Raw genomic sequence first — 17,172 nt, forward strand, 5'->3', positions numbered from 1 at the left:
GCTCCCGGTGTCAGCACGATCTTCGCGATCAGCAGCCGCAAAGAGTCCGCGGGTTCCCGGTTGCTTGAGCGCTTTGGTCAGTTCAGAAACGTTCGTTGCATAGATCGTCGAGGCCGTCTGCAAAATGTCCGGCCTGTCTGCAGACGAGTCCGTCAGAAACGCGGTCAAACCGGCGCGTGGTCTTTTACACGCAAATGGCATTAGCGCTCTGCGCCTCGCATCTTGCGGTTGTCAGAATAATATCCCATCTCCTGCCATGCCCCGGCTGACGGAAGAATGTGTTGTTTTTCCGGGGTATCCGCTGCGTGACGCCATGGCGTCAGGGCGCCGGATTGCACGAAAAAAAGGACCAAACCCGATGAAAAATCTCAGAACCGCCATTGCCGCGCTTGCCCTCACCTGCGCGCCGCTGGGTGCCGCGACCGAAACCCCCGCGCAGCTGGCCGAGCGTGAGGATTTTATCGCCGCCAACACTCTGTGGATTTTTTATCACGAACTGGGCCATGCGCTGATTGATCAGTTGGACCTGCCGGTTCTGGGGAAAGAGGAGGACGCCGCCGACCAGTTGGCGATCCTGTTGTCGGATGCGCTGTGGGATCGCGACCGGGCGGATCAGATCGCCAGCGATGTTGCTCTGGCCTTTTGGCTGGCGGGGCAGGATCAGACCGAACCGCCCGCATGGTGGGACGAACATTCCACCGACCAGCAGCGGCATTACACCGTTGCCTGTCTCTATTACGCGGGCGATCCTGAACGCCGCCGCCATGTGCTGGACGCTGTGGACCTGCCGCCCGAGCGGGTGGAATTGTGCGAGGCCGAGCGCGCGCAGGTCGAACATGCCTGGGGCGATGTGATGGACGGGCTGGCGGATGCCGGACAGCCGGGGCGCGTCAGCTTTCGGGGACCGGATGCGGCATCCGATGGCGCGACGGACGCCCGCTGGACCCCGCTGTTGACCCAGCTGTTGTCCGATGAGGTTGCGGCCCTGAACGACCAGTTCCGGTTGCCGAAACCGCTGACCGTCGCGCTGATCCCCTGTGGCGAGGAAAACGCGTTCTACGACCCCGACCTGTCGGAAATCCAGATTTGCACGGAATATCCGCTGTTTCTGGATCGGCTGCTGGCGTCGGGCGACGAACCGGGCAAGGCGCAGTAACCACATGTGCCGGTCGGGGCGGGCAATCGCGCCCCGACCTTGGCGGCATGTTGAGGGGCGAAACCCTTTAGGCGCGGCGTGCGGATTTCATCAGACGGTCAGCGCGGATCGCGCGTCAGCAGCAGGATAAAGAACAGCCCCCCGATCAGTCCGGTGACCACGCCGATGGGCATGTCATTGGGCGCGGTCAGGCGCCGCGCGGCGGTGTCGGCCAGCACCAGAAAAATCGCGCCCAACAAGCCGCTGGCGGGCAGAACGCGGCGGTTGTCTCCGCCGATCAGCAGCCGCGCGATATGGGGCATCATCAGCCCGACAAATCCGATCATCCCCGAAAAGGCGACCAGAACCCCGGTCAGAAACGCGCTGATAATCAACAGCCGCAGCCGCACCGCGCGCACGGATATGCCCAAGGTCGCGGCGGTTTCGTCCCCCATGGCAAGCGCGTTCAGCTGGGGCGCGTGCAGCGCAAAGACCACGCCACACGCCGCCAGCGATGCCAGAGGAAAGGCCAGATTGTCCCATTGCGCAAAGCCAAACCCCCCCAGCATCCAGAACACCACCGAACTGATGGCGCGCGGATCGGCCAGCATAATCAGCACATTGCTGGCGGCGGCGATGACAAAGGACACGGCCAGCCCGGCCAAGATCAGCCGCGTAGGCCCGGTGCTGCGGGTCAGCCCTGCGACGGACACCACCAGGCCGGTGGCCAGCAACGCGCCCGAAAACGCAAACAGCGGCACGGTCAGGGCGCCGATCACATTGCCGACCAGCAAAATCGCCAGATTGGCACCAAAGGCCGCGCCTGCCGACACGCCCAGCAAATGCGGATCGGCCAGCGGGTTACGAGTGACGCCCTGCATCACCGCGCCCGCCATCCCCAGACCCGCGCCGACGATGGCGGCCAGAAAGGCGCGCGGCAGGCGCAAATCCCAGATGATATGTTCGCGCCCCATCGGCCAATGCGGATCAAACGCGGTCAGGCCCAGCCGGTTCAGAATGACGGACCAGACCGTGCCAAAGGGGATCGGGGCCGGCCCGATGCTGACCGCCAGCGTGATTGCCAGCATCAGCACCGCCAGCCCGGCCAGACAGACCGCCCAGAATCGATAAGGCATCGCCTTAGTCCGCCAGAAACGCGGTCAGCCTTTCGACCGCGTCGATGTTGCGTGGCCCCGGCGTCATCGCGTCATAGGACAGCACCAGAAAGCGGTCATCGCGCACCGCGCCGATATGGGCAAAGGCCGGGTGATTTTTCATGAAGGCGATTTTATCTTCGGCGCTGACATCGCCGTAATCGACGATCAGAACGACATCGGGGTTGCGTTCCGCCACGGTTTCCCAGTCGATGCGCGCCCAGTTTGCTTCAAGATCGGCGGCCAGATTGCGCGCGCCGGTGGCCTCGATGATGGCCTGCGGCATGGCGTATCCTCCGGCGGTCAAGGGGGCCTTGTCGCCGCTGTCATAGACAAACACCAACGGATCCGTGCCGCGCGCGGCGACGGTTTCGGCGACCGCATCCAGTCGCGCCTGATATCCTGCAATCAGCGTGCTGGCCCGGTCGGGATGGCCAAACAGCGCCGCCAGATTGGTCAGATCGCGGAACAGAAGGTCAAAGCTGGGCGCGTTCTGCTGGCCCAGATGGACGCAGGACTCGGACAGTTCGTAAACGGCGATGCCATAACGGGCCAGCGATTCGGGCGTGACCTCTCCGCCGACGCGCATGCCGTAATTCCAGCCCGAAAACAGGAAATCGGCGTTGTGTTCCAACAGCATTTCAACGCTGGGTCGTTCGCGCTGAATCTGGCGCAGATCGGCAAAGGCGGGGAACATGCCGTCATCGTCGCGATCCGGGCCTCGGCCGGTATAGCCCAGCATCTGATCGTGCAGCCCCAGGGCCAGCATGATTTCGGTCAGGTTCGACCCGGTGACGACGGCCCGTTCAGGCGCAGTGGTCACGGTGACATCGCGGTCACAGCTGTGAACCGTGACAGGATCGGCGGCGGCCTGCGTGGCTGTCAGCGCCAGCAAAGGCAGAAGAATGCGGAACATAGCGGTCCTTTCAGGATGGAAGGCGAAAAGAGAATCGAGGCCGCCCGCTGCGCGGATGGCGGTCTGTATCGGTGTCCACGTCAAAGGCGGTGCGGATCGTGTCGGGGGTCAGAGTCGCTTGCGGCGGTCCGATGGCGACCACGCGCCCGCCTCGCATCACCAGCACCTGATCGGCCAGTTCCGCCGCCAGATTCAGGTCATGCAGCGTCACCAGAACCGTCAGCGGCAGATGTTGCAACAGCCGCAGGATGTCCAGCTGATGACGGATGTCCAGATGGTTGGTCGGTTCGTCCAGAACCAGCAGGCGCGGCTGTTGCACCATGGCGCGGGCCAGCAAGGCGCGCTGTTTCTCGCCCCCCGACAGCAGGGCAAAGGGGCGTTCGGCCATATCGGCCAGTTCAAAATCGCTCAGCGCCTGCGCGACGATGGCTGTGTCGGATTCGTGCCGCGCCAGCAGGCCCGTGCGGTGAGGGATGCGCCCCATGGCCACCATTTCCCGCACGGTAAAGGCGAAATCCGGGGCGGTTTCCTGCAGCACGGCGGCAATCAGGCGCGACACATCGCGGGACGGGATCGCCCAGATATCGCGCCCGCCCGCCAGCACCTGCCCCGATAAGGGCCGGTTCTGGCGGTAGATGCTGCGCAGCAGCGTTGATTTTCCCGCGCCATTTGGCCCGACGATGACGGTCGTCGTTCCGGCTGGCACGTCAAAGCTGACCTCTCGGACGATCAGCCGGTCGGGACGCGGACCCCATGACAGGCCCCGCACCGTCAGATCAATCGCCATGTCAGAACGCAAGGTTCAGCGCCAGCGAGGCGTTGCGCGGCGGTGCCAGCATCCACTGGCTTGCCCCGCCCGACGTGGCATAGGTTTTGTTCGTCAGGTTGTTGAGGGTCAGATCCAGGCTGATATCGGCGCGCGGACGCCAGGATGCCCCGGCATTGACGGTCGTGTAAGACGGGCGCGTCATGGTATTGGCGTCCGAGGTATAGACCCGCCCGACATGATGCAATCCGCCGCGCAGCGTCCAATCCTGCGCCACATCCCACGACGCCCAGATATTCGCGACCCGGCGCGGAGCATTGGGCGGTTGATGGCCGGAATAATCGGCAGCGGCCTGCACATAATCATCATAGCGCGGCGTCAGAAAGGCCGCGTTCGCGTCAACCCGCAGCGTCGGGGTCAGATCGACGCCGATGGCGGCCTCGATGCCTTTGGACGATTGCTGGCCGATCTGGTGGATCACCGTGCGGTCGTTCGGATCGCGGGTCAGCATGTCGCGCTTCACGATCTGATAGGCCGACAGCGTGGCCTCGGCCCGCCCATCCCAGAACTGGCCTTTGATGCCGATCTCGGCCTGACGGGCGCGGGTCGGTTTGAAACGGGTCTGTGCCGGGGCCATCGACAGGATATTGCCGATGGGTTCGGCGGCGCGGGAATATTGCGCATACACCGTCACATCGGGCGTTACGTCATACACCGCGCCGATCCGCCAATTGGTTGACGCCAGATCATGCGTGAACGAGGGCGTCACACGGCTGACGCGCAGTTTGTCATAACGCAGCCCCCCCACCAGCGACAGGTTGCCCGTCACCTTGGTGCGGTGATCGACAAACAGCGAAGATTGCTGCGTGGTCAGATCGGCTGTCGTTGCCAGATGATAGGGACCAAAGCCGCCCCGCACCGGGTTCCACAGGCTGACGGTCGATTCCCCCGAATAGGGCGAGTTGTTGGTGTTGCGAAACCGGATCCGGTTCAGGTCAAATCCCACAACCGTGGTGGTTTCCATGCCCTGCGGCGCGGCGTTGATTGTCAGTTCGGTGCGGGTGCCGGTTTGCTGGTGATTGTGGTTGATCGCGATGTAGCTGTGACGCAGCAGCACATCCCCACCAGAGGCGGCATAGCTTTCGACATTGCGCCAATCGCGGTCGCTGCGCAGCGCGTAAAGCGTGCTGGACAGGGTGACATTGGGATTGATCGCCCATTCCGCGCGCAATTGGGTAAAGTTGTCGCGGAACCGGACCAGAGAATCCTCGATATTATAGTTGTTCCTGCGGATGCGGCTGTCCAGGTCGCCATTGATCAGAGGCGTGCCGAAATAGGCCATGGGCCGGGTCATCGCAAAATCATGGGTCAGGCTGACGGTCAGCGTGTCGGTCGCCTGCCATGCCAGCCCCGCCGTCACCGCGCGGCTGGACGTGCGCCCGCCATCCACCCAGCCATCCGATTGCCGGCGGCTGATGTCCAGATGATAGGCCAGCCGGTCGCCCAAAGGCCCCGCGCGGCTGACGCCATAGCCCAGCAAACCATCGGTGCCAGCCAGAAACTGCGCCTCGGTCCGGGTTGCGTCAAAGCGCGGCTTTTTCGGCACGATATTGACCGCGCCGCCGACACTGCCTTCGCCATAGAGAACCGCCGCCGGGCCGTGCAGAACCTCGATCCGGTCCACATTCCACGTATCGGCGGGAAAGGTGATGGTCCCCGACGCCGGATAAAGCCGCGTGCCGTCATACAGCCGCGTGATGGACCCATGCCCGGCAAAGCCGCGCATCGACAGCGCCGTGCCGCCATTGCCGGGGCTGCCGTGATAGCTGAGGCCCGTGCCGTTCTGCACGATGGCCTGATTGACGTCGGTTTGCCCGCGTGCGCGGATGGTCTGGCCGTCGATTACCTCGACGCTGGCCGGGGTGTCGCGGATGGTCAGACCCACGCGGCTGCCTGCGGTGCTGTCGCGCGACAGGTTCAGGGGCGCGGTCTGCGTGTGCAGAACGATGGTGTCCAGAACGATGGTCTGCTGCTGCTGCTGCGCCGCAGCGGGCCATGCCGCCATCGACAGCGCCATCACAGCGATGCGGCGGGCGCAAAGGCCCGCATATTGGATTTGATTTTTAATCACGGCCTTGGCCCTTGCGATCATTTCACCGTCACCGCAAACGCGACACCGCCCCAAAACGGGACAGATCACTGACCGATCAGGACACCCCGCCCGATGGGTTCACGCGTGACAACGGCTGACGGCAGGTCTCCTGGCTCGCGGATCACCGCGCCTGCCGCCTTCCCGGATCGCACCCAGTGGCCTATGGCAGACGCGCACCGCCTACAGTTGCGGGGGCAGCCGCAGATTTGGGCCACAGGCCCGAACTGCGTTCCCTTTTTATTCCAAATGGAAACCGTCAACCAAAGCTTAGCCGCAACCGCCATCCTCCGTCAATGGCGATGCGCCGCCCATGGGGCGATGATGGATCATGGCGTCGCGGACGGGTTGCCCGCCGATCAGATGTTCGCGCACGATCCGCGCCAACAGGTCGCGCGTCAGCCCTCCATACCAGACGCCATCGGGCTGCACGACCATCAGCGGGCCTTGGTTGCAGGGAAACAGGCAGCTGCTGCGCGCGCACATCACGCGCCCCGGCCCGGATGCCAGGCTGCGTTCGGCCTTCATCAACTGGCGGAGATGCTGATACAGCGGCAATCCCTGCCGATGCGCACAGCGCGCGCCCATGCAGAAAAACACCTGTCGGCGATGCAGCGGCACGTTGGACCAGCCGGGTTTGCCCATGCTGGGCGGGACGGTGGCGATATCCTGCGCGGGCGCGGCAAGCGCGGCCTGAATTGCGCCGGGCAGGTCCAGAAACGCCTCGATCCCCGGCGTGATGGCGACCTGCACCCGGCCCGCGACATGCGCCGACAGCGCGCCGGGCAGCCATGCGCTGATCGAGGCATCCGCCGGCACCCCGCACGGCACCACGGTGATCTGCGTCACCCCTTTGGTGGCCAATGCGTCGATCACATCGGGCAGGGCCGGACCGGACAGGTCTTCATAGGCCAGTTCGACGATCGGCCCTTTGACCCCCTGCGCCAGCGGCTGCAAACGCTGCTGCCGGATAAAGCTGGCGCGGCCATAAAGGATGACGGCCCCGCTCATCGTTGGTCCAGCTGGATGGGCAGTTGAAAGCTGTAGCTGGGATGATCCAGCCCAGAGGGGGCCGCAGGGCAGCGTCCGGCGCGCTGCGCGGCGGTCAGCGCGGCCTGATCCAGTGCCGGCTGACCCGACGCCCCGGCAACCGACACCGCCCGGATCGCGCCGTCGCGGCCCACCGTCAAGGCCAAGGTCACGCGCCCGCCGCTGCGGATGCCGCGCGGAGGGCTGGCGCGGCGGCTGATGCAGGCACGGATCTGCCCGCCCCATTGCCGCATCAGATCGCGTCGGCGTCCATCCGACAGGCCGTCGCCGCCGCCCGATGCCGCCACCCGCGACGCCCCGGCCTGTCCGACGCGCTGCGGCGCGGAGGGTTGCCGTTGGGGATGGGGTTGCGCGGCCTGTTCCCGGCGCGGCTGAGGGCTGGGCTGCCGCACATGCTGCGGGCGGGGGCGATCAGGGCGCGCGGTCGGGCGTGCTGAAGCCGTCAGGACAGGGCTTGGCGCCGCGTCAGGTTCCGCAGCGGCGATGACCGGTTCCGGCGTGGACTGAGGGGCGGGCAGAGGGGGCTGTTCAGGCATAGCTGTGGTTTCTGGTTCTGGTTCTGGGGCGGGTTCCGGGGCAGGTTCAGGTTCTGGCGCAGGTTCCGCCTCGGGGTCGGGCAGGGCCTGCCACTCTGCTTCCCAGGCCGCGACCAGATCCGTCATCGCGTCACCGCCCAGATGGATCGCAGGGGCCGAGTCCGTGTCGGCATCGCCCGACGGCGCGGATTGCGCCAGTATCAGCGTCGCCGCTACCACATGCAGCGCAGCCGCGATGATGGCAAACCCGGTGATCTCGACCGCGCGCCGCATCCCATCAGTCCTCCGTCACAACCAGATAGGCCGCCGGGCCACCCAAGCCACGCAGCCGCCCCAACACCCGCACCACATCGGCGGCAGGCATGTGCGCATCGGCGCGCAACTCCACCGGACCCGGCACCGCCGCCAGCAGCGGCCAGACCGCATCGCCCGACGGCGCGGATTGCGCCAGTATCAGCGTCGCCGCTACCACATGCAGCGCAGCCGCGATGATGGCAAACCCGGTGATCTCGACCGCGCGCCGCATCCCATCAGTCCTCCGTCACAACCAGATAGGCCGCCGGGCCACCCAAGCCACGCAGCCGCCCCAACACCCGCACCACATCGGCGGCAGGCATGTGCGCATCGGCGCGCAACTCCACCGGACCCGGCACCGCCGCCAGCAGCGGCCAGACCGCATCGCCCCGTGCCGCCTGAAAGGCCAATTCGCCGGTCGCCGACAGATACAGCACGTCGCGCCCCTGTGCCGCCTGATCCGCATGGCTTTCGGGCAGGGTCAGATCAAAAGGCGGAGCCGGGGCAATCTGAGCCGTCAGCAGAAAAAAGATCAGCAGCAAAAACACCACATTGATCATCGGAATGATCGATTCCGTGGCGGGCGTGCGGGGGGGCAGGTCGATGCGCATGGCTTATTCAACCACGATCAGATTCGTGATGCCTGCGCCTTGCAGAACATCCATCACGCCGATCAGCCGTTGCAGCGACACCCCGTCGCCCGCGCGCACAACCACCGATGCGCCGGGGTCCGGCATCAACGGCCTCAGCGCCGCGATCAGGCCATCCGCCGCGATTTCGGCCCCGTTCAGATGCAGCGCCTGCGGCTCGATCCGCACCAGACGGGGCGGGCCGTCCCACACCGCGCCCGACCCGGCCCCGCCGCCCGACAGCGCCAGCACCTGATCGCCGCCAAAGCGCGAGGCCAGCATGAAAAAGATCAGCAGCAGAAACACCACGTCGATCATGGGCGTCAGCGACATGCGCCGCACGCCTCTTCGTGGCCCCAGATCGAACCCGGTCCGGGTCATGCTGCGGTCTCGGGAAAGGGCGCCTGCGCTGCGGCGGCGCGATGGGCCGAGGGCGTCACAAAGATGCGGGTGGCCAGATCCTCAAGATCCGCTTGCAGCCGGTCCGCGATCGATTCGAACCAGCTAAGCGCGATTCCCGCCGGGATCGCCACCGACATTCCGGCAGCGGTGGTTAACAGCGCCTCCCAGATGCCGCCAGCCAGATCGGACGGTTCGGCCCGCGCCCCAGCCGTTTGCAGCACCTGAAAGGCGGAAATCATACCCAAAACCGTGCCGAGCAGCCCCAAAAGCGGCGCAATCGTGGCAATCAGTTCCAATGCGCGCAGGCCTTTGCGCGCGTCATACAGCGTCTGGCGCGCGATGCGGACGGTTTCCTCGCGCGCGGCGGCGTCATGGAAACGGGAATCCAGCGTTGTGCCGATGGCGGCATAGGCCACCCGCGCCCGCGCCGAGCTGCGGCCCCTGACGGCGGCGCAGGCATCGCCATGACGGCCCTTGGCCCATAATTCAACCGCCCGGCGCGATGCCTGCCCGCCCCACACCCCCAAGGACCACAGCGCGGCCAGCTTCCACAAGATCACGGCGACCAGCACCACCGACAGCGCGCCGATCATCCACATCGTCCAGCCGCCATCACGCAGCAAGGCATAGCCGGGCATCTGCGCCAACAGCGTCACAAGATCGGGAAATGTCATGGGCATCGGAACCTCGGTGTGGCGGGGAAGGGTCAGGAACGGGCGGGCGATCGCCGCCCGCCCTGTCATCATCTGGTCACCCTAGCGCACGACAGGCGCGGCGTCATGCAAACAAAGCGCGCAAGGGGTGGGCCGTCGCGCGGCCATCGGTCGTCAGAAGCTGCGCGACAGCGCGATTTTGACGTTGCGCCCCGCCGCAGGGCCGCTTTGATAGGTCGCGGGGGTGTAATCGCGGTTGGTGACGTTATCGACGCCCAGTTGCAGCGCCATGCCGCGGGCCGGGCCGGTCTGCGGCGTCCAGGTCGCAAAAATATCGTGAACGCCATAGCCCGCGCGACGATTCCCGTCCGCTTTGGTCCGCCCGGCGGCCAGCGTGGACCGCGCGCCGAACCGCCATTCATCCGTGGCCTGCCATGCCGCCGACAGCACCGCGCGATTGTTGGGCAGGCTGTCCAGAACCGTGCCGTCCTGATCCTTGCCGGTGACATAGCTGAGGGCCGCGCCCAGTTCGATCGCGCCGGTAAGATAGCTGGCCTCGATCTCGCCGCCGCGCAGATAGGCGCGGTCAAGGTTGGTATAGGCCGGCACCGGCGCACGCCCGTTCGTGCGCACGATCATGTCGCTGATATGGTTGCGAAACAGCGTCAGCTTGACCGCGCCCTCATCCCCGTCGCGGGCGACATTCTGACCGCGCCAGGACAGGCCGATTTCAAGATTGCGGCCCTTTTCGGTTTTCAGGTCCGGCGACGGCGCGGCGCCCCGGAACCCGTCATAGAGTTCGTCCACATTCGGCATCCGGTTGACCATCGCCGCCGAGCCAAACACCGACCAGTCATCCGATAGCCGGTAAATCGCCGCGATTTGCGGTTCAAACGAATCCGCCCGCACCACATCATCGGAATAGGTCACGCTGTCGGCGGGCCGGGTCCGCTGGCGTTCCACCCGCAGGCCTGTATTGACGGTCAGCGGCCCCCGTTCAAATTCGGAAAAGGCAAACAGCGCCGCCGTCGCCGTCTTTGCCTCGGGGTGCGATGAGGACGGAACCGAACTGGTCCGGTCCTGCCACGACATTTGCGCCCCGGCGGTCACAAAATGGCTGTAGCCCGCCCCCGATAAATCCGCGACATTCTGCCCCCTCAGCGTCCACAGCGCATAGTCGCGCCGCCCCAGCAGCGACGCCATGATCGGTTCGGCCGGATCATCGCCCTGCCGGATATCTTTAAGCGTGCTGGTATAGGACAGCGTCACGGTCGCATCGACCAGAGGATTTTCCGGGTTGTGGCCCCATTCCAGCCGCGCCGTCCGGTCGCGCGTTACGATGTCGCCGACCCCCCAGCCCGGAAAGCCCGGAAACAGGCCGGCCTGCGGGCCGTCCAGCTGGTTAAAGTCCTGATTGTCGCCCCGCGCCTCAAGCTGCTGATAGGACGCCTTGATCTGGTGGTCGCCGATGCGTTGCTGCGCCTTGAACAAGACATTCGGCACCCGGCTGTCCGTGCGCACAAGGGTTGCGCCGTCCGCATCCGTCAGGTCCCCGTTCTGGCGCAGGGCAAAGGCCGCCAGGGCCTCGAAATCCACCGATGGCCGCCAGCCCCAGGCGATGCTGCCATAGGCGGTTTGCGGGTTCGACCCATAGCCCAGCTTGACCCGACCGCCGGAACGCGCGCCGTCCGCGATCAGATCGCCCGGATCAATGGTGTCCATCGCAATGACGCCGCCCAAAGCGCCCGATCCATACAGCGTCGAGGATCCCGGCCCGCGCAGCACCTCGACCCGCTTCAGGAATTCGGGTTCGACGAACAGCGACCCCTGACGATAGGATTCGTAATATTTCTTTTCGCCGTCCAGAATCTGAACGATCCCGGTTTCGGATGCGGCCATGCCGGACCCAAAGCCACGGATGTTGAACGCCTGCCCAAAGAAACTGCCCGATCCGACGCCCGCGACGCCCGGCACCTGATCCAGCACCTGCCCGATATGCGCCGGTGCTATGTCGCGCAATTCCGCGTTACCCACAACGCTGACCGATTGCGGCACCTGCGCCGCGACCTTTTCGGTCCCCGCGCGCAGCACGATCTGATCCAGCAGATAGGGCTGTCCGCTGACCGTGACAGTCTGAGCAAAGGCGGGAAGGGCAACGGTGCAGAAAAGCGCGGTAAGTGTGCGGGTCATGGCGGTCCTGTGACAAGCGAGATTGGAAAAGGCGCTGGCACAGGCTGGCGTGACTTGTGCTGGATAACGAATCAGACTAATTCTGTCAACTATTGCATCCAGCCGGTCGCCAGATGTCTGTCTTTTTCAGTCAAGGACCATCGGATGAACGAGTTTTCCACCCTCCAGCTGTCCCCCTCCCATCTGCGCGACCTGTCCGCCGCATCGACGCTTCGGCCCTATGATCTGGCCGACAGCCTGAACATCCCCGAAGCCGCATTGGTGCAGGCGCGGCTGGGGCAGGGCGTCACCCGGATCAGCGCCAGCCCCGGCGCGCTGATCCCGCAGATTCTGGGCTTGGGCGATGTGATGGCGCTGACGCGCAACCGGTCTTGTGTGATCGAAAAGATCGGCACCTATCGCGATTTCCACGACGGCGCCCATGCCGCCATGACGCTGGACCCCGAGATTGACCTGCGCATCTTTCCGCGCCACTGGGTCCACGCCTTTGCGGTCGAAACGGCGGGGCAGGACGGCCTGCGCCGGTCAATACAGGTCTTTGATGCGGCAGGGGATGCGGTCCACAAGGTGTATCTGCGGGCGGAATCGGACCTTGGCGGGTGGGATCGGCTGATCGGCGCGCTGCGGCACGACGATCAGGCCCCCTGCGCCGGTTTTGCCGCCCGCCCGCCGGTCGAAGGCCCTCTGATCGCGCCGGACCGCGCCGAAGTGCTGCGCCGCGAATGGGCGGCGATGACCGACACGCATCAGTTCAACACGCTGGTGCGGCGGCTGAAGGTCAACCGGCTGGGCGCCTATCGCATCGCTGGCGCGCCTTTCGTGCGCCCTCTGGCCGTCGCCGCTGTCCCCGCGCTGATCGACGGCGTCGCGGCCCACGGCCTGCAGGTGATGATGTTCGTCGGCAATATGGGCTGTATTCAGATTCATTCGGGCGGGTTCGGCACGCTGCGCCCCATGGGGCCGTGGCTGAACGTGATGCACCCCCGCTTTAACCTGCATCTGCGCGGCGATCATGTGGCCGAGGTCTGGGCCGTGGACAAACCGACCAAACGCGGCCCCGCGCGGTCGGTCGAGGCGTTCGACGCCGACGGCGCGCTGATTTTTCAGTGTTTCGGGACGCGCCCGGACAAGGGCGGCGATGCGGGCGCCTGGGCCGGTTTCGTGGCCGGGTTGCCCGCCTTGGAGGCCGTGGCATGATCCGCCCGCTGAGCCTGAGCCTGACCCTTGCGATGCTGCTGGCCGGGCCTGTGGCGGCGGATGGGCAGCGCGTCGTCGCGATCGGCGGGGCGGTGACCGAAATCGTCTTTGCCCTTGGCCTGCATGACCGGCTGGTCGCGCGCGACACCACATCGCAATGGCCCGATGCGGCGGTTGCGCTGCCGGATGTCGGCTATATCCGCCGCCTCTCGCCCGAGGGGGTGCTGTCGATGCGGCCGGACCTGATTCTGGCCGAAGACGGTGCTGGCCCGCCCGAGGCCGTGGCGCTGCTGAAATCGGCGGGTGTGCCGTTCCAGACCATCCCCGCAGGCGAAACCGCCGATGCCGCGCTGGCTAAGGTGCAGGCCGTGGCGGCGGCTCTGGGTGCTGATCCGGCCCCCGTGCTGGCACCGCTGCGCGCCGATCTGGACCGCGCCGCCGATGCGGCGGCATCGACGGCGGCCACGCCCCGGCGGGTGCTGTTCGTGCTGGGCGTGCAGGGCGGGCGCATCATGGCGTCGGGGACCGGCACGGCGGCGGATCAGATGATCCGGCTGGCCGGAGCGCAAAACGCCATCACAGGCTATCAGGGGTATAAGCCCCTGACCGACGAAGCAATCATCGCCGCCGCACCGGATGCGATTGTGCTGATGGATCGTGGCGACGGGTCCACCGATTTCGCCGCGCGGCAGGCTCAGATCATCGCCATGCCCGCCATTGCCACGACCCCCGCCGCGCGTCAGGGGCGGGTGATCCAGATGAACGGGCTTTACCTGCTGGGCTTTGGCCCGCGAACCGGGGCGGCGGCGCTGGACCTGCATCGCGCGCTGTATGGAGGCGCATGATGGCCGCGCTGGACGGGCAGGACGCCCCCGGCTGCCGCGACCATCTGGGCCGCCGGACCGTCACGCTGCTGATGCTGCTGTGCCTGCTGGTGGCGGTGCTGTCGCTGCACAGCGGCGCGGCGGATTTGCGCGTCTGGCCCGCGCTGACGGGCGCGCTGACGGGTGCGCCAACCGACCCGATGGCGCAGATGGTGATGGTCCAGATTCGCCTGCCCCGGCTGATCTCGGGGATTCTGATTGGCGCGTCGCTGGCCGTGGCCGGGGTGCTGATGCAGGGGCTGTTTCGCAACCCGCTGGCCGATCCGGGCCTGTTGGGGGTCAGCGCCGGGGCGTCACTGGGGGCGATCTTTGCCATCGTGCTTGGCGGGACGCTGCCGGCGGTCATCCGTGACGCCTTGGGGTGGAACATGGTGCCGGTCGCGGCCTTTGCGGGCGGATTGGCGGCGATGCTGCTGCTGTATCGGATTGCAACGCGCAGCGGTCGCACATCCGTGGCGACGATGCTGCTGGCGGGGATCGCGCTGGGCGCCATGGTGTCCGCGCTGAGCGGGATGATCATCTTTCGCGCCACTGACAGCCAGCTGCGCGACCTGACCTTCTGGGGCCTTGGATCGCTGGCGGGGGCCAGTTGGGCCAAACTGTCCGCCGCCGCCCCGCTGATGATCGTGGCGCTGGCCGCAGCCTTGCCCCTGGCGCGCGGGCTGAATGCGCTGGCTCTGGGCGAGGCGGTCGCCGCGCATATCGGCACCCCCGTGCAGGCGGTCAAGACCCGCGCCATCCTGTGCGCGGCGGCGCTGACTGGCGCATCGGTCGCCTTGGCCGGGGGGATCGGCTTTATCGGCATCGTGGCGCCGCATCTGCTGCGGCTGGTGATCGGGCCGGATCATCGCTGGCTGCTGCCCGGATCGGCGCTGTTTGGTGCCGCGCTGCTGGCGGCGGCGGACATCGCCAGCCGGACGCTTGTCGCGCCTGCGGAACTGCCCATCGGCATTCTGACCGCGATGATCGGAGGGCCTTTCTTTCTGTGGATCCTTCTGTCGCGCCGGGGCGGGCTGGACCTATGACCCTGACCGCGAATGACCTGTATCTGCGCCTCGGAGGCCGCCCGGTCCTGCATGGCGTCAGCCTGACCGCTCAGACCGGGCAGATCACCGCCATCATCGGCCCGAACGGATCAGGCAAAACCAGCCTGATGCGCCTGCTGACCGGGGAAACCGCGCCCGATGCGGGCCGGGTTGTGCTGAACGGGCAGGATATCGCCACGCGGCGCGCATCCGCTCTGGCCCGCATCCGCGCGGTGCTGCCGCAGTCAAGCCCGCTGTCCTTTCCCTTTACCGCCGCCGAGATCGTCCGCATCGGTGCCGAAACAACCGGCACCGCCACATCCGCCGGGATCGCGGCGGCACTGGCGCGGGTCGGCCTGCCCGATCACGGCCCGCGCCTGTATCAACAGCTGTCGGGCGGCGAACAACAGCGCGTGCAGCTGGCCCGAGTGCTGTCGCAGGTCCGCGACCCCGGCGGGCGATGGCTGTTTCTGGATGAACCGGTCAGCAGCCTTGATATCGCACATCAGTTGATGGTCATGCGGCTGGCGCGCGATTTCGCGACGGCTGGTGGCGGTGTGGTGATGGTGCTGCATGACCTGAACCTGACCGCGATGTGTGCCGATCAGGTCGTGCTGATGCAGCAGGGCCGCGTGCTGGCGGCGGGGGGCGCGGGCGATGTGCTGACCTCGGCGCATCTGTCGGCGGCCTATGGGTGCGATCTGCGCGTGGGCGTCACCCCCGACCCGCCGGTTTTCGTGCTGCCGCAGGGGGTGCAGGGGGTGCCAAGCTTATGAAAACGCGCCAAGAACGCCGCTGTCGGTGTCCCCAGGAAAGGACAGCGAACCCGGTTCCGTGACCTGCCGACGCAGAAACACCATCAGCCGAGAGGGGCTGCCCGATGAAAGGCCGGATGCCGTTTGGATATGGGGCGATGCGGAGCGGCCCGGTCAGGGCTGGCCCATTCCGCGACCGTTCTTGATGCGCTGCGCTGGGCCGTGATTCGGAAGGCTCGGATTGGGGGAATAGGGGGGCATCGCCGACCGCTGAGCCTGTTCGTCACGGCGCGACCGGCGGGCGATAGCATCCGGCGCACCGACAGGCGGCATGTCAAAGGCTGCGCTGGCTGGCGGAGGGTTGCTGGATTTGGGGGGCGGCGTGACTGCCGGTTGTGCATCTGATCAACGCGGCGGCTTACGGCGACCCGGCATCCGGTGGGACATTGGCGGCGCTATAACCTGCTGGCATTGCTGGGAATTGTGGTGGCGTCATCGCGCCGCATCACATCGACGCAATCCCAAGGGGGGACGGCGGGGGTGACATGCCGGTGGCGGTCGTGGCATGATCCTGAAAAAAGGACGCCCGATGACACATGAAACCAATGGATTAGAGCTGATCTCGCGCCCCGCGACCGGCGGGCGGCGGGATGTCGCGCTGCTGTTCGTCCACGGCATCAATCTGGGCGCATGGGTGTGGGATGCGCATTTTCTGGACCATTTCGCCGCCGCCGGGTTTGATGCCCATGCCGTCAGCCTGCGCGGGCATGGCGGCAGCGCGGGCGCGGATCGGATCGGTGATTTGACCCTGACGGATTATGTGAACGACCTGCGCCAGACCGTCGCCCGCATCGGGCGGCCTGTGGTTCTGGTCGGTCATTCCATGGGTGGGGCGGTCGTGCAGAAATTCATCCAGACCGGAGGGCGCGCGGCGGGGATGGCGTTGTTGGCCTCGGTCCCGCCTTGGGGGCTGGCGGGGGTGGCGCTGCGTCTGGCGCTGTTTGCGCCGCGTCATTTCCGGGTGATGCTGGATATGTCGATGGGCCGGATGCCGCCCGACGATCTGGCTGTGGCGCGTGATATTCTGTTCCGGCCCGACATGCCCGATGCCGAACTTGCGGGTTTGACCGCGCGGATGGGGCCGGAATCGCCGCATATCGGGATGGCGCTGCAAGGCTGGCCTCCGATTGCGCCGCTGCCGTTTTGCGCGCCGCCCACCTTTGTTCTGGGCGGAGCGGCGGATGCCCTGATCCCCGCGGATGAGGTCTGGCGCACGGGGCTGTATTACGGCAGCTGCGCCGAACTGATCCCCGGCCTGCCGCATATGGTGATGCTGGGCGAGGGCTGGGACGCCGCCGCCGCCCGGCTGGGCCGGTGGCTGGATCGCGTCGCTTAGCGCGGGGTCCGTTCTGTGGCGGATAGGGCGGATGCCTCCGG

17 protein-coding genes and 1 riboswitch are annotated in these 17,172 nt (G+C 66.3%); of the genes, 6 read left to right on the top strand and 11 right to left on the bottom strand.

Features of this window, described 5'->3' with window-relative positions; translation table 11 throughout:
- Positions 1–358 precede the first annotated feature (358 nt).
- Positions 359–1,156, top strand: a complete 798-nt coding sequence (locus Q4G20_RS04405) for a DUF4344 domain-containing metallopeptidase (RefSeq protein ID WP_303342154.1) — start codon at positions 359–361, stop codon at positions 1,154–1,156.
- Positions 1,157–1,254: 98 nt separating this feature from the next.
- On the opposite strand, the gene Q4G20_RS04410 is transcribed toward Q4G20_RS04405, so the two are convergent.
- The 11 genes from Q4G20_RS04410 to Q4G20_RS04460 all read right to left on the bottom strand — a co-directional run bounded on the left by Q4G20_RS04410 (position 1,255) and on the right by Q4G20_RS04460 (position 11,874).
- Positions 1,255–2,271, bottom strand: a complete 1,017-nt coding sequence (locus Q4G20_RS04410) for an iron ABC transporter permease (RefSeq protein WP_303342155.1) — start codon at positions 2,269–2,271, stop codon at positions 1,255–1,257.
- A 4-nt stretch (positions 2,272–2,275) separates the two neighbouring features.
- Positions 2,276–3,205, bottom strand: a complete 930-nt coding sequence (locus Q4G20_RS04415; RefSeq protein ID WP_303342156.1) for an ABC transporter substrate-binding protein — start codon at positions 3,203–3,205, stop codon at positions 2,276–2,278.
- 10 nt (positions 3,206–3,215) lie between these two features.
- A complete protein-coding gene (locus tag Q4G20_RS04420; RefSeq protein ID WP_303342157.1) occupies positions 3,216–4,004 on the bottom strand; it encodes an ABC transporter ATP-binding protein in 789 nt (262 codons plus the stop codon).
- Positions 3,994–6,102, bottom strand: coding sequence for a TonB-dependent siderophore receptor (locus Q4G20_RS04425; RefSeq protein ID WP_303342158.1), 2,109 nt, complete (start codon positions 6,100–6,102; stop codon positions 3,994–3,996). Before Q4G20_RS04425 ends, Q4G20_RS04420 begins: the two co-directional genes overlap by 11 nt.
- Before the next feature lie 102 nt (positions 6,103–6,204).
- Positions 6,205–6,396, bottom strand: a riboswitch (cobalamin riboswitch).
- Entirely contained in the window at positions 6,391–7,131 is a 741-nt protein-coding gene (locus tag Q4G20_RS04430) for a (2Fe-2S) ferredoxin domain-containing protein (protein ID WP_303342159.1), read from the bottom strand. (Overlaps the previous riboswitch by 6 nt.)
- A complete protein-coding gene (locus Q4G20_RS04435; RefSeq protein ID WP_303342160.1) occupies positions 7,128–7,979 on the bottom strand; it encodes an energy transducer TonB in 852 nt (283 codons plus the stop codon). Before Q4G20_RS04435 ends, Q4G20_RS04430 begins: the two co-directional genes overlap by 4 nt.
- Positions 7,980–7,983: 4 nt before the next feature.
- Positions 7,984–8,232: a hypothetical protein gene (locus Q4G20_RS04440; protein WP_303342161.1), complete on the bottom strand. Its 249-nt coding sequence runs from the start codon at positions 8,230–8,232 to the stop codon at positions 7,984–7,986.
- A 4-nt stretch (positions 8,233–8,236) separates the two neighbouring features.
- Positions 8,237–8,611, bottom strand: coding sequence for a biopolymer transporter ExbD (locus tag Q4G20_RS04445; protein ID WP_303342162.1), 375 nt, complete (start codon positions 8,609–8,611; stop codon positions 8,237–8,239).
- Between the two features lie 3 nt (positions 8,612–8,614).
- On the bottom strand, positions 8,615–9,010 hold the full coding sequence (locus Q4G20_RS04450) for a biopolymer transporter ExbD (RefSeq protein ID WP_303342163.1): 396 nt from the start codon (positions 9,008–9,010) through the stop codon (positions 8,615–8,617).
- On the bottom strand, positions 9,007–9,777 hold the full coding sequence (locus Q4G20_RS04455; protein ID WP_303342164.1) for a MotA/TolQ/ExbB proton channel family protein: 771 nt from the start codon (positions 9,775–9,777) through the stop codon (positions 9,007–9,009). The genes Q4G20_RS04450 and Q4G20_RS04455 overlap by 4 nt, the downstream gene beginning before the upstream one ends.
- 81 nt (positions 9,778–9,858) lie before the next feature.
- Entirely contained in the window at positions 9,859–11,874 is a 2,016-nt protein-coding gene (locus tag Q4G20_RS04460) for a TonB-dependent receptor (protein WP_303342165.1), read from the bottom strand.
- Positions 11,875–12,018: 144 nt separating this feature from the next.
- Here Q4G20_RS04460 and Q4G20_RS04465 point away from each other — a divergent pair, with 144 nt between their 5' ends.
- The 5 genes from Q4G20_RS04465 to Q4G20_RS04485 all read left to right on the top strand — a co-directional run bounded on the left by Q4G20_RS04465 (position 12,019) and on the right by Q4G20_RS04485 (position 17,131).
- Entirely contained in the window at positions 12,019–13,071 is a 1,053-nt protein-coding gene (locus Q4G20_RS04465; RefSeq protein ID WP_303342166.1) for a hemin-degrading factor, read from the top strand.
- Positions 13,068–13,916: a hemin ABC transporter substrate-binding protein gene (locus tag Q4G20_RS04470; RefSeq protein ID WP_303342167.1), complete on the top strand. Its 849-nt coding sequence runs from the start codon at positions 13,068–13,070 to the stop codon at positions 13,914–13,916. Before Q4G20_RS04465 ends, Q4G20_RS04470 begins: the two co-directional genes overlap by 4 nt.
- The gene (locus Q4G20_RS04475; protein WP_303342168.1) at positions 13,913–14,980 is read left to right on the top strand and encodes an iron ABC transporter permease; all 1,068 of its coding nucleotides are present in this window, start codon (positions 13,913–13,915) and stop codon (positions 14,978–14,980) included. Before Q4G20_RS04470 ends, Q4G20_RS04475 begins: the two co-directional genes overlap by 4 nt.
- Positions 14,977–15,756: a heme ABC transporter ATP-binding protein gene (locus Q4G20_RS04480; RefSeq protein ID WP_303342169.1), complete on the top strand. Its 780-nt coding sequence runs from the start codon at positions 14,977–14,979 to the stop codon at positions 15,754–15,756. The genes Q4G20_RS04475 and Q4G20_RS04480 overlap by 4 nt, the downstream gene beginning before the upstream one ends.
- A gap of 568 nt (positions 15,757–16,324) precedes the next feature.
- Positions 16,325–17,131 (top strand): alpha/beta hydrolase, encoded by an 807-nt coding sequence (locus Q4G20_RS04485; protein ID WP_303342170.1) that lies wholly within the window; start codon positions 16,325–16,327, stop codon positions 17,129–17,131.
- Positions 17,132–17,172 lie beyond the last annotated feature (41 nt).

The organism is Paracoccus sp. (in: a-proteobacteria) (assembly GCF_030538495.1).
GTDB lineage: Bacteria > Pseudomonadota > Alphaproteobacteria > Rhodobacterales > Rhodobacteraceae > Paracoccus.

Bases quoted from the DNA above. Each gene is read 5' to 3' on its own strand.
- Q4G20_RS04405 (WP_303342154.1), top strand. From the start codon at position 359: ATGAAAAATCTCAGAACCGCCATTGCCGCGCTTGCCCTCACCTGCGCG.
- Q4G20_RS04410 (WP_303342155.1), bottom strand. From the start codon at position 2,271: ATGCCTTATCGATTCTGGGCGGTCTGTCTGGCCGGGCTGGCGGTGCTG.
- Q4G20_RS04415 (WP_303342156.1), bottom strand. From the start codon at position 3,205: ATGTTCCGCATTCTTCTGCCTTTGCTGGCGCTGACAGCCACGCAGGCC.
- Q4G20_RS04430 (WP_303342159.1), bottom strand. From the start codon at position 7,131: ATGAGCGGGGCCGTCATCCTTTATGGCCGCGCCAGCTTTATCCGGCAG.
- Q4G20_RS04435 (WP_303342160.1), bottom strand. From the start codon at position 7,979: ATGCGGCGCGCGGTCGAGATCACCGGGTTTGCCATCATCGCGGCTGCG.
- Q4G20_RS04440 (WP_303342161.1), bottom strand. From the start codon at position 8,232: ATGCGGCGCGCGGTCGAGATCACCGGGTTTGCCATCATCGCGGCTGCG.
- Q4G20_RS04445 (WP_303342162.1), bottom strand. From the start codon at position 8,611: ATGCGCATCGACCTGCCCCCCCGCACGCCCGCCACGGAATCGATCATT.
- Q4G20_RS04450 (WP_303342163.1), bottom strand. From the start codon at position 9,010: ATGACCCGGACCGGGTTCGATCTGGGGCCACGAAGAGGCGTGCGGCGC.
- Q4G20_RS04455 (WP_303342164.1), bottom strand. From the start codon at position 9,777: ATGATGACAGGGCGGGCGGCGATCGCCCGCCCGTTCCTGACCCTTCCC.
- Q4G20_RS04460 (WP_303342165.1), bottom strand. From the start codon at position 11,874: ATGACCCGCACACTTACCGCGCTTTTCTGCACCGTTGCCCTTCCCGCC.
- Q4G20_RS04465 (WP_303342166.1), top strand. From the start codon at position 12,019: ATGAACGAGTTTTCCACCCTCCAGCTGTCCCCCTCCCATCTGCGCGAC.
- Q4G20_RS04470 (WP_303342167.1), top strand. From the start codon at position 13,068: ATGATCCGCCCGCTGAGCCTGAGCCTGACCCTTGCGATGCTGCTGGCC.
- Q4G20_RS04475 (WP_303342168.1), top strand. From the start codon at position 13,913: ATGATGGCCGCGCTGGACGGGCAGGACGCCCCCGGCTGCCGCGACCAT.
- Q4G20_RS04480 (WP_303342169.1), top strand. From the start codon at position 14,977: ATGACCCTGACCGCGAATGACCTGTATCTGCGCCTCGGAGGCCGCCCG.
- Q4G20_RS04485 (WP_303342170.1), top strand. From the start codon at position 16,325: ATGACACATGAAACCAATGGATTAGAGCTGATCTCGCGCCCCGCGACC.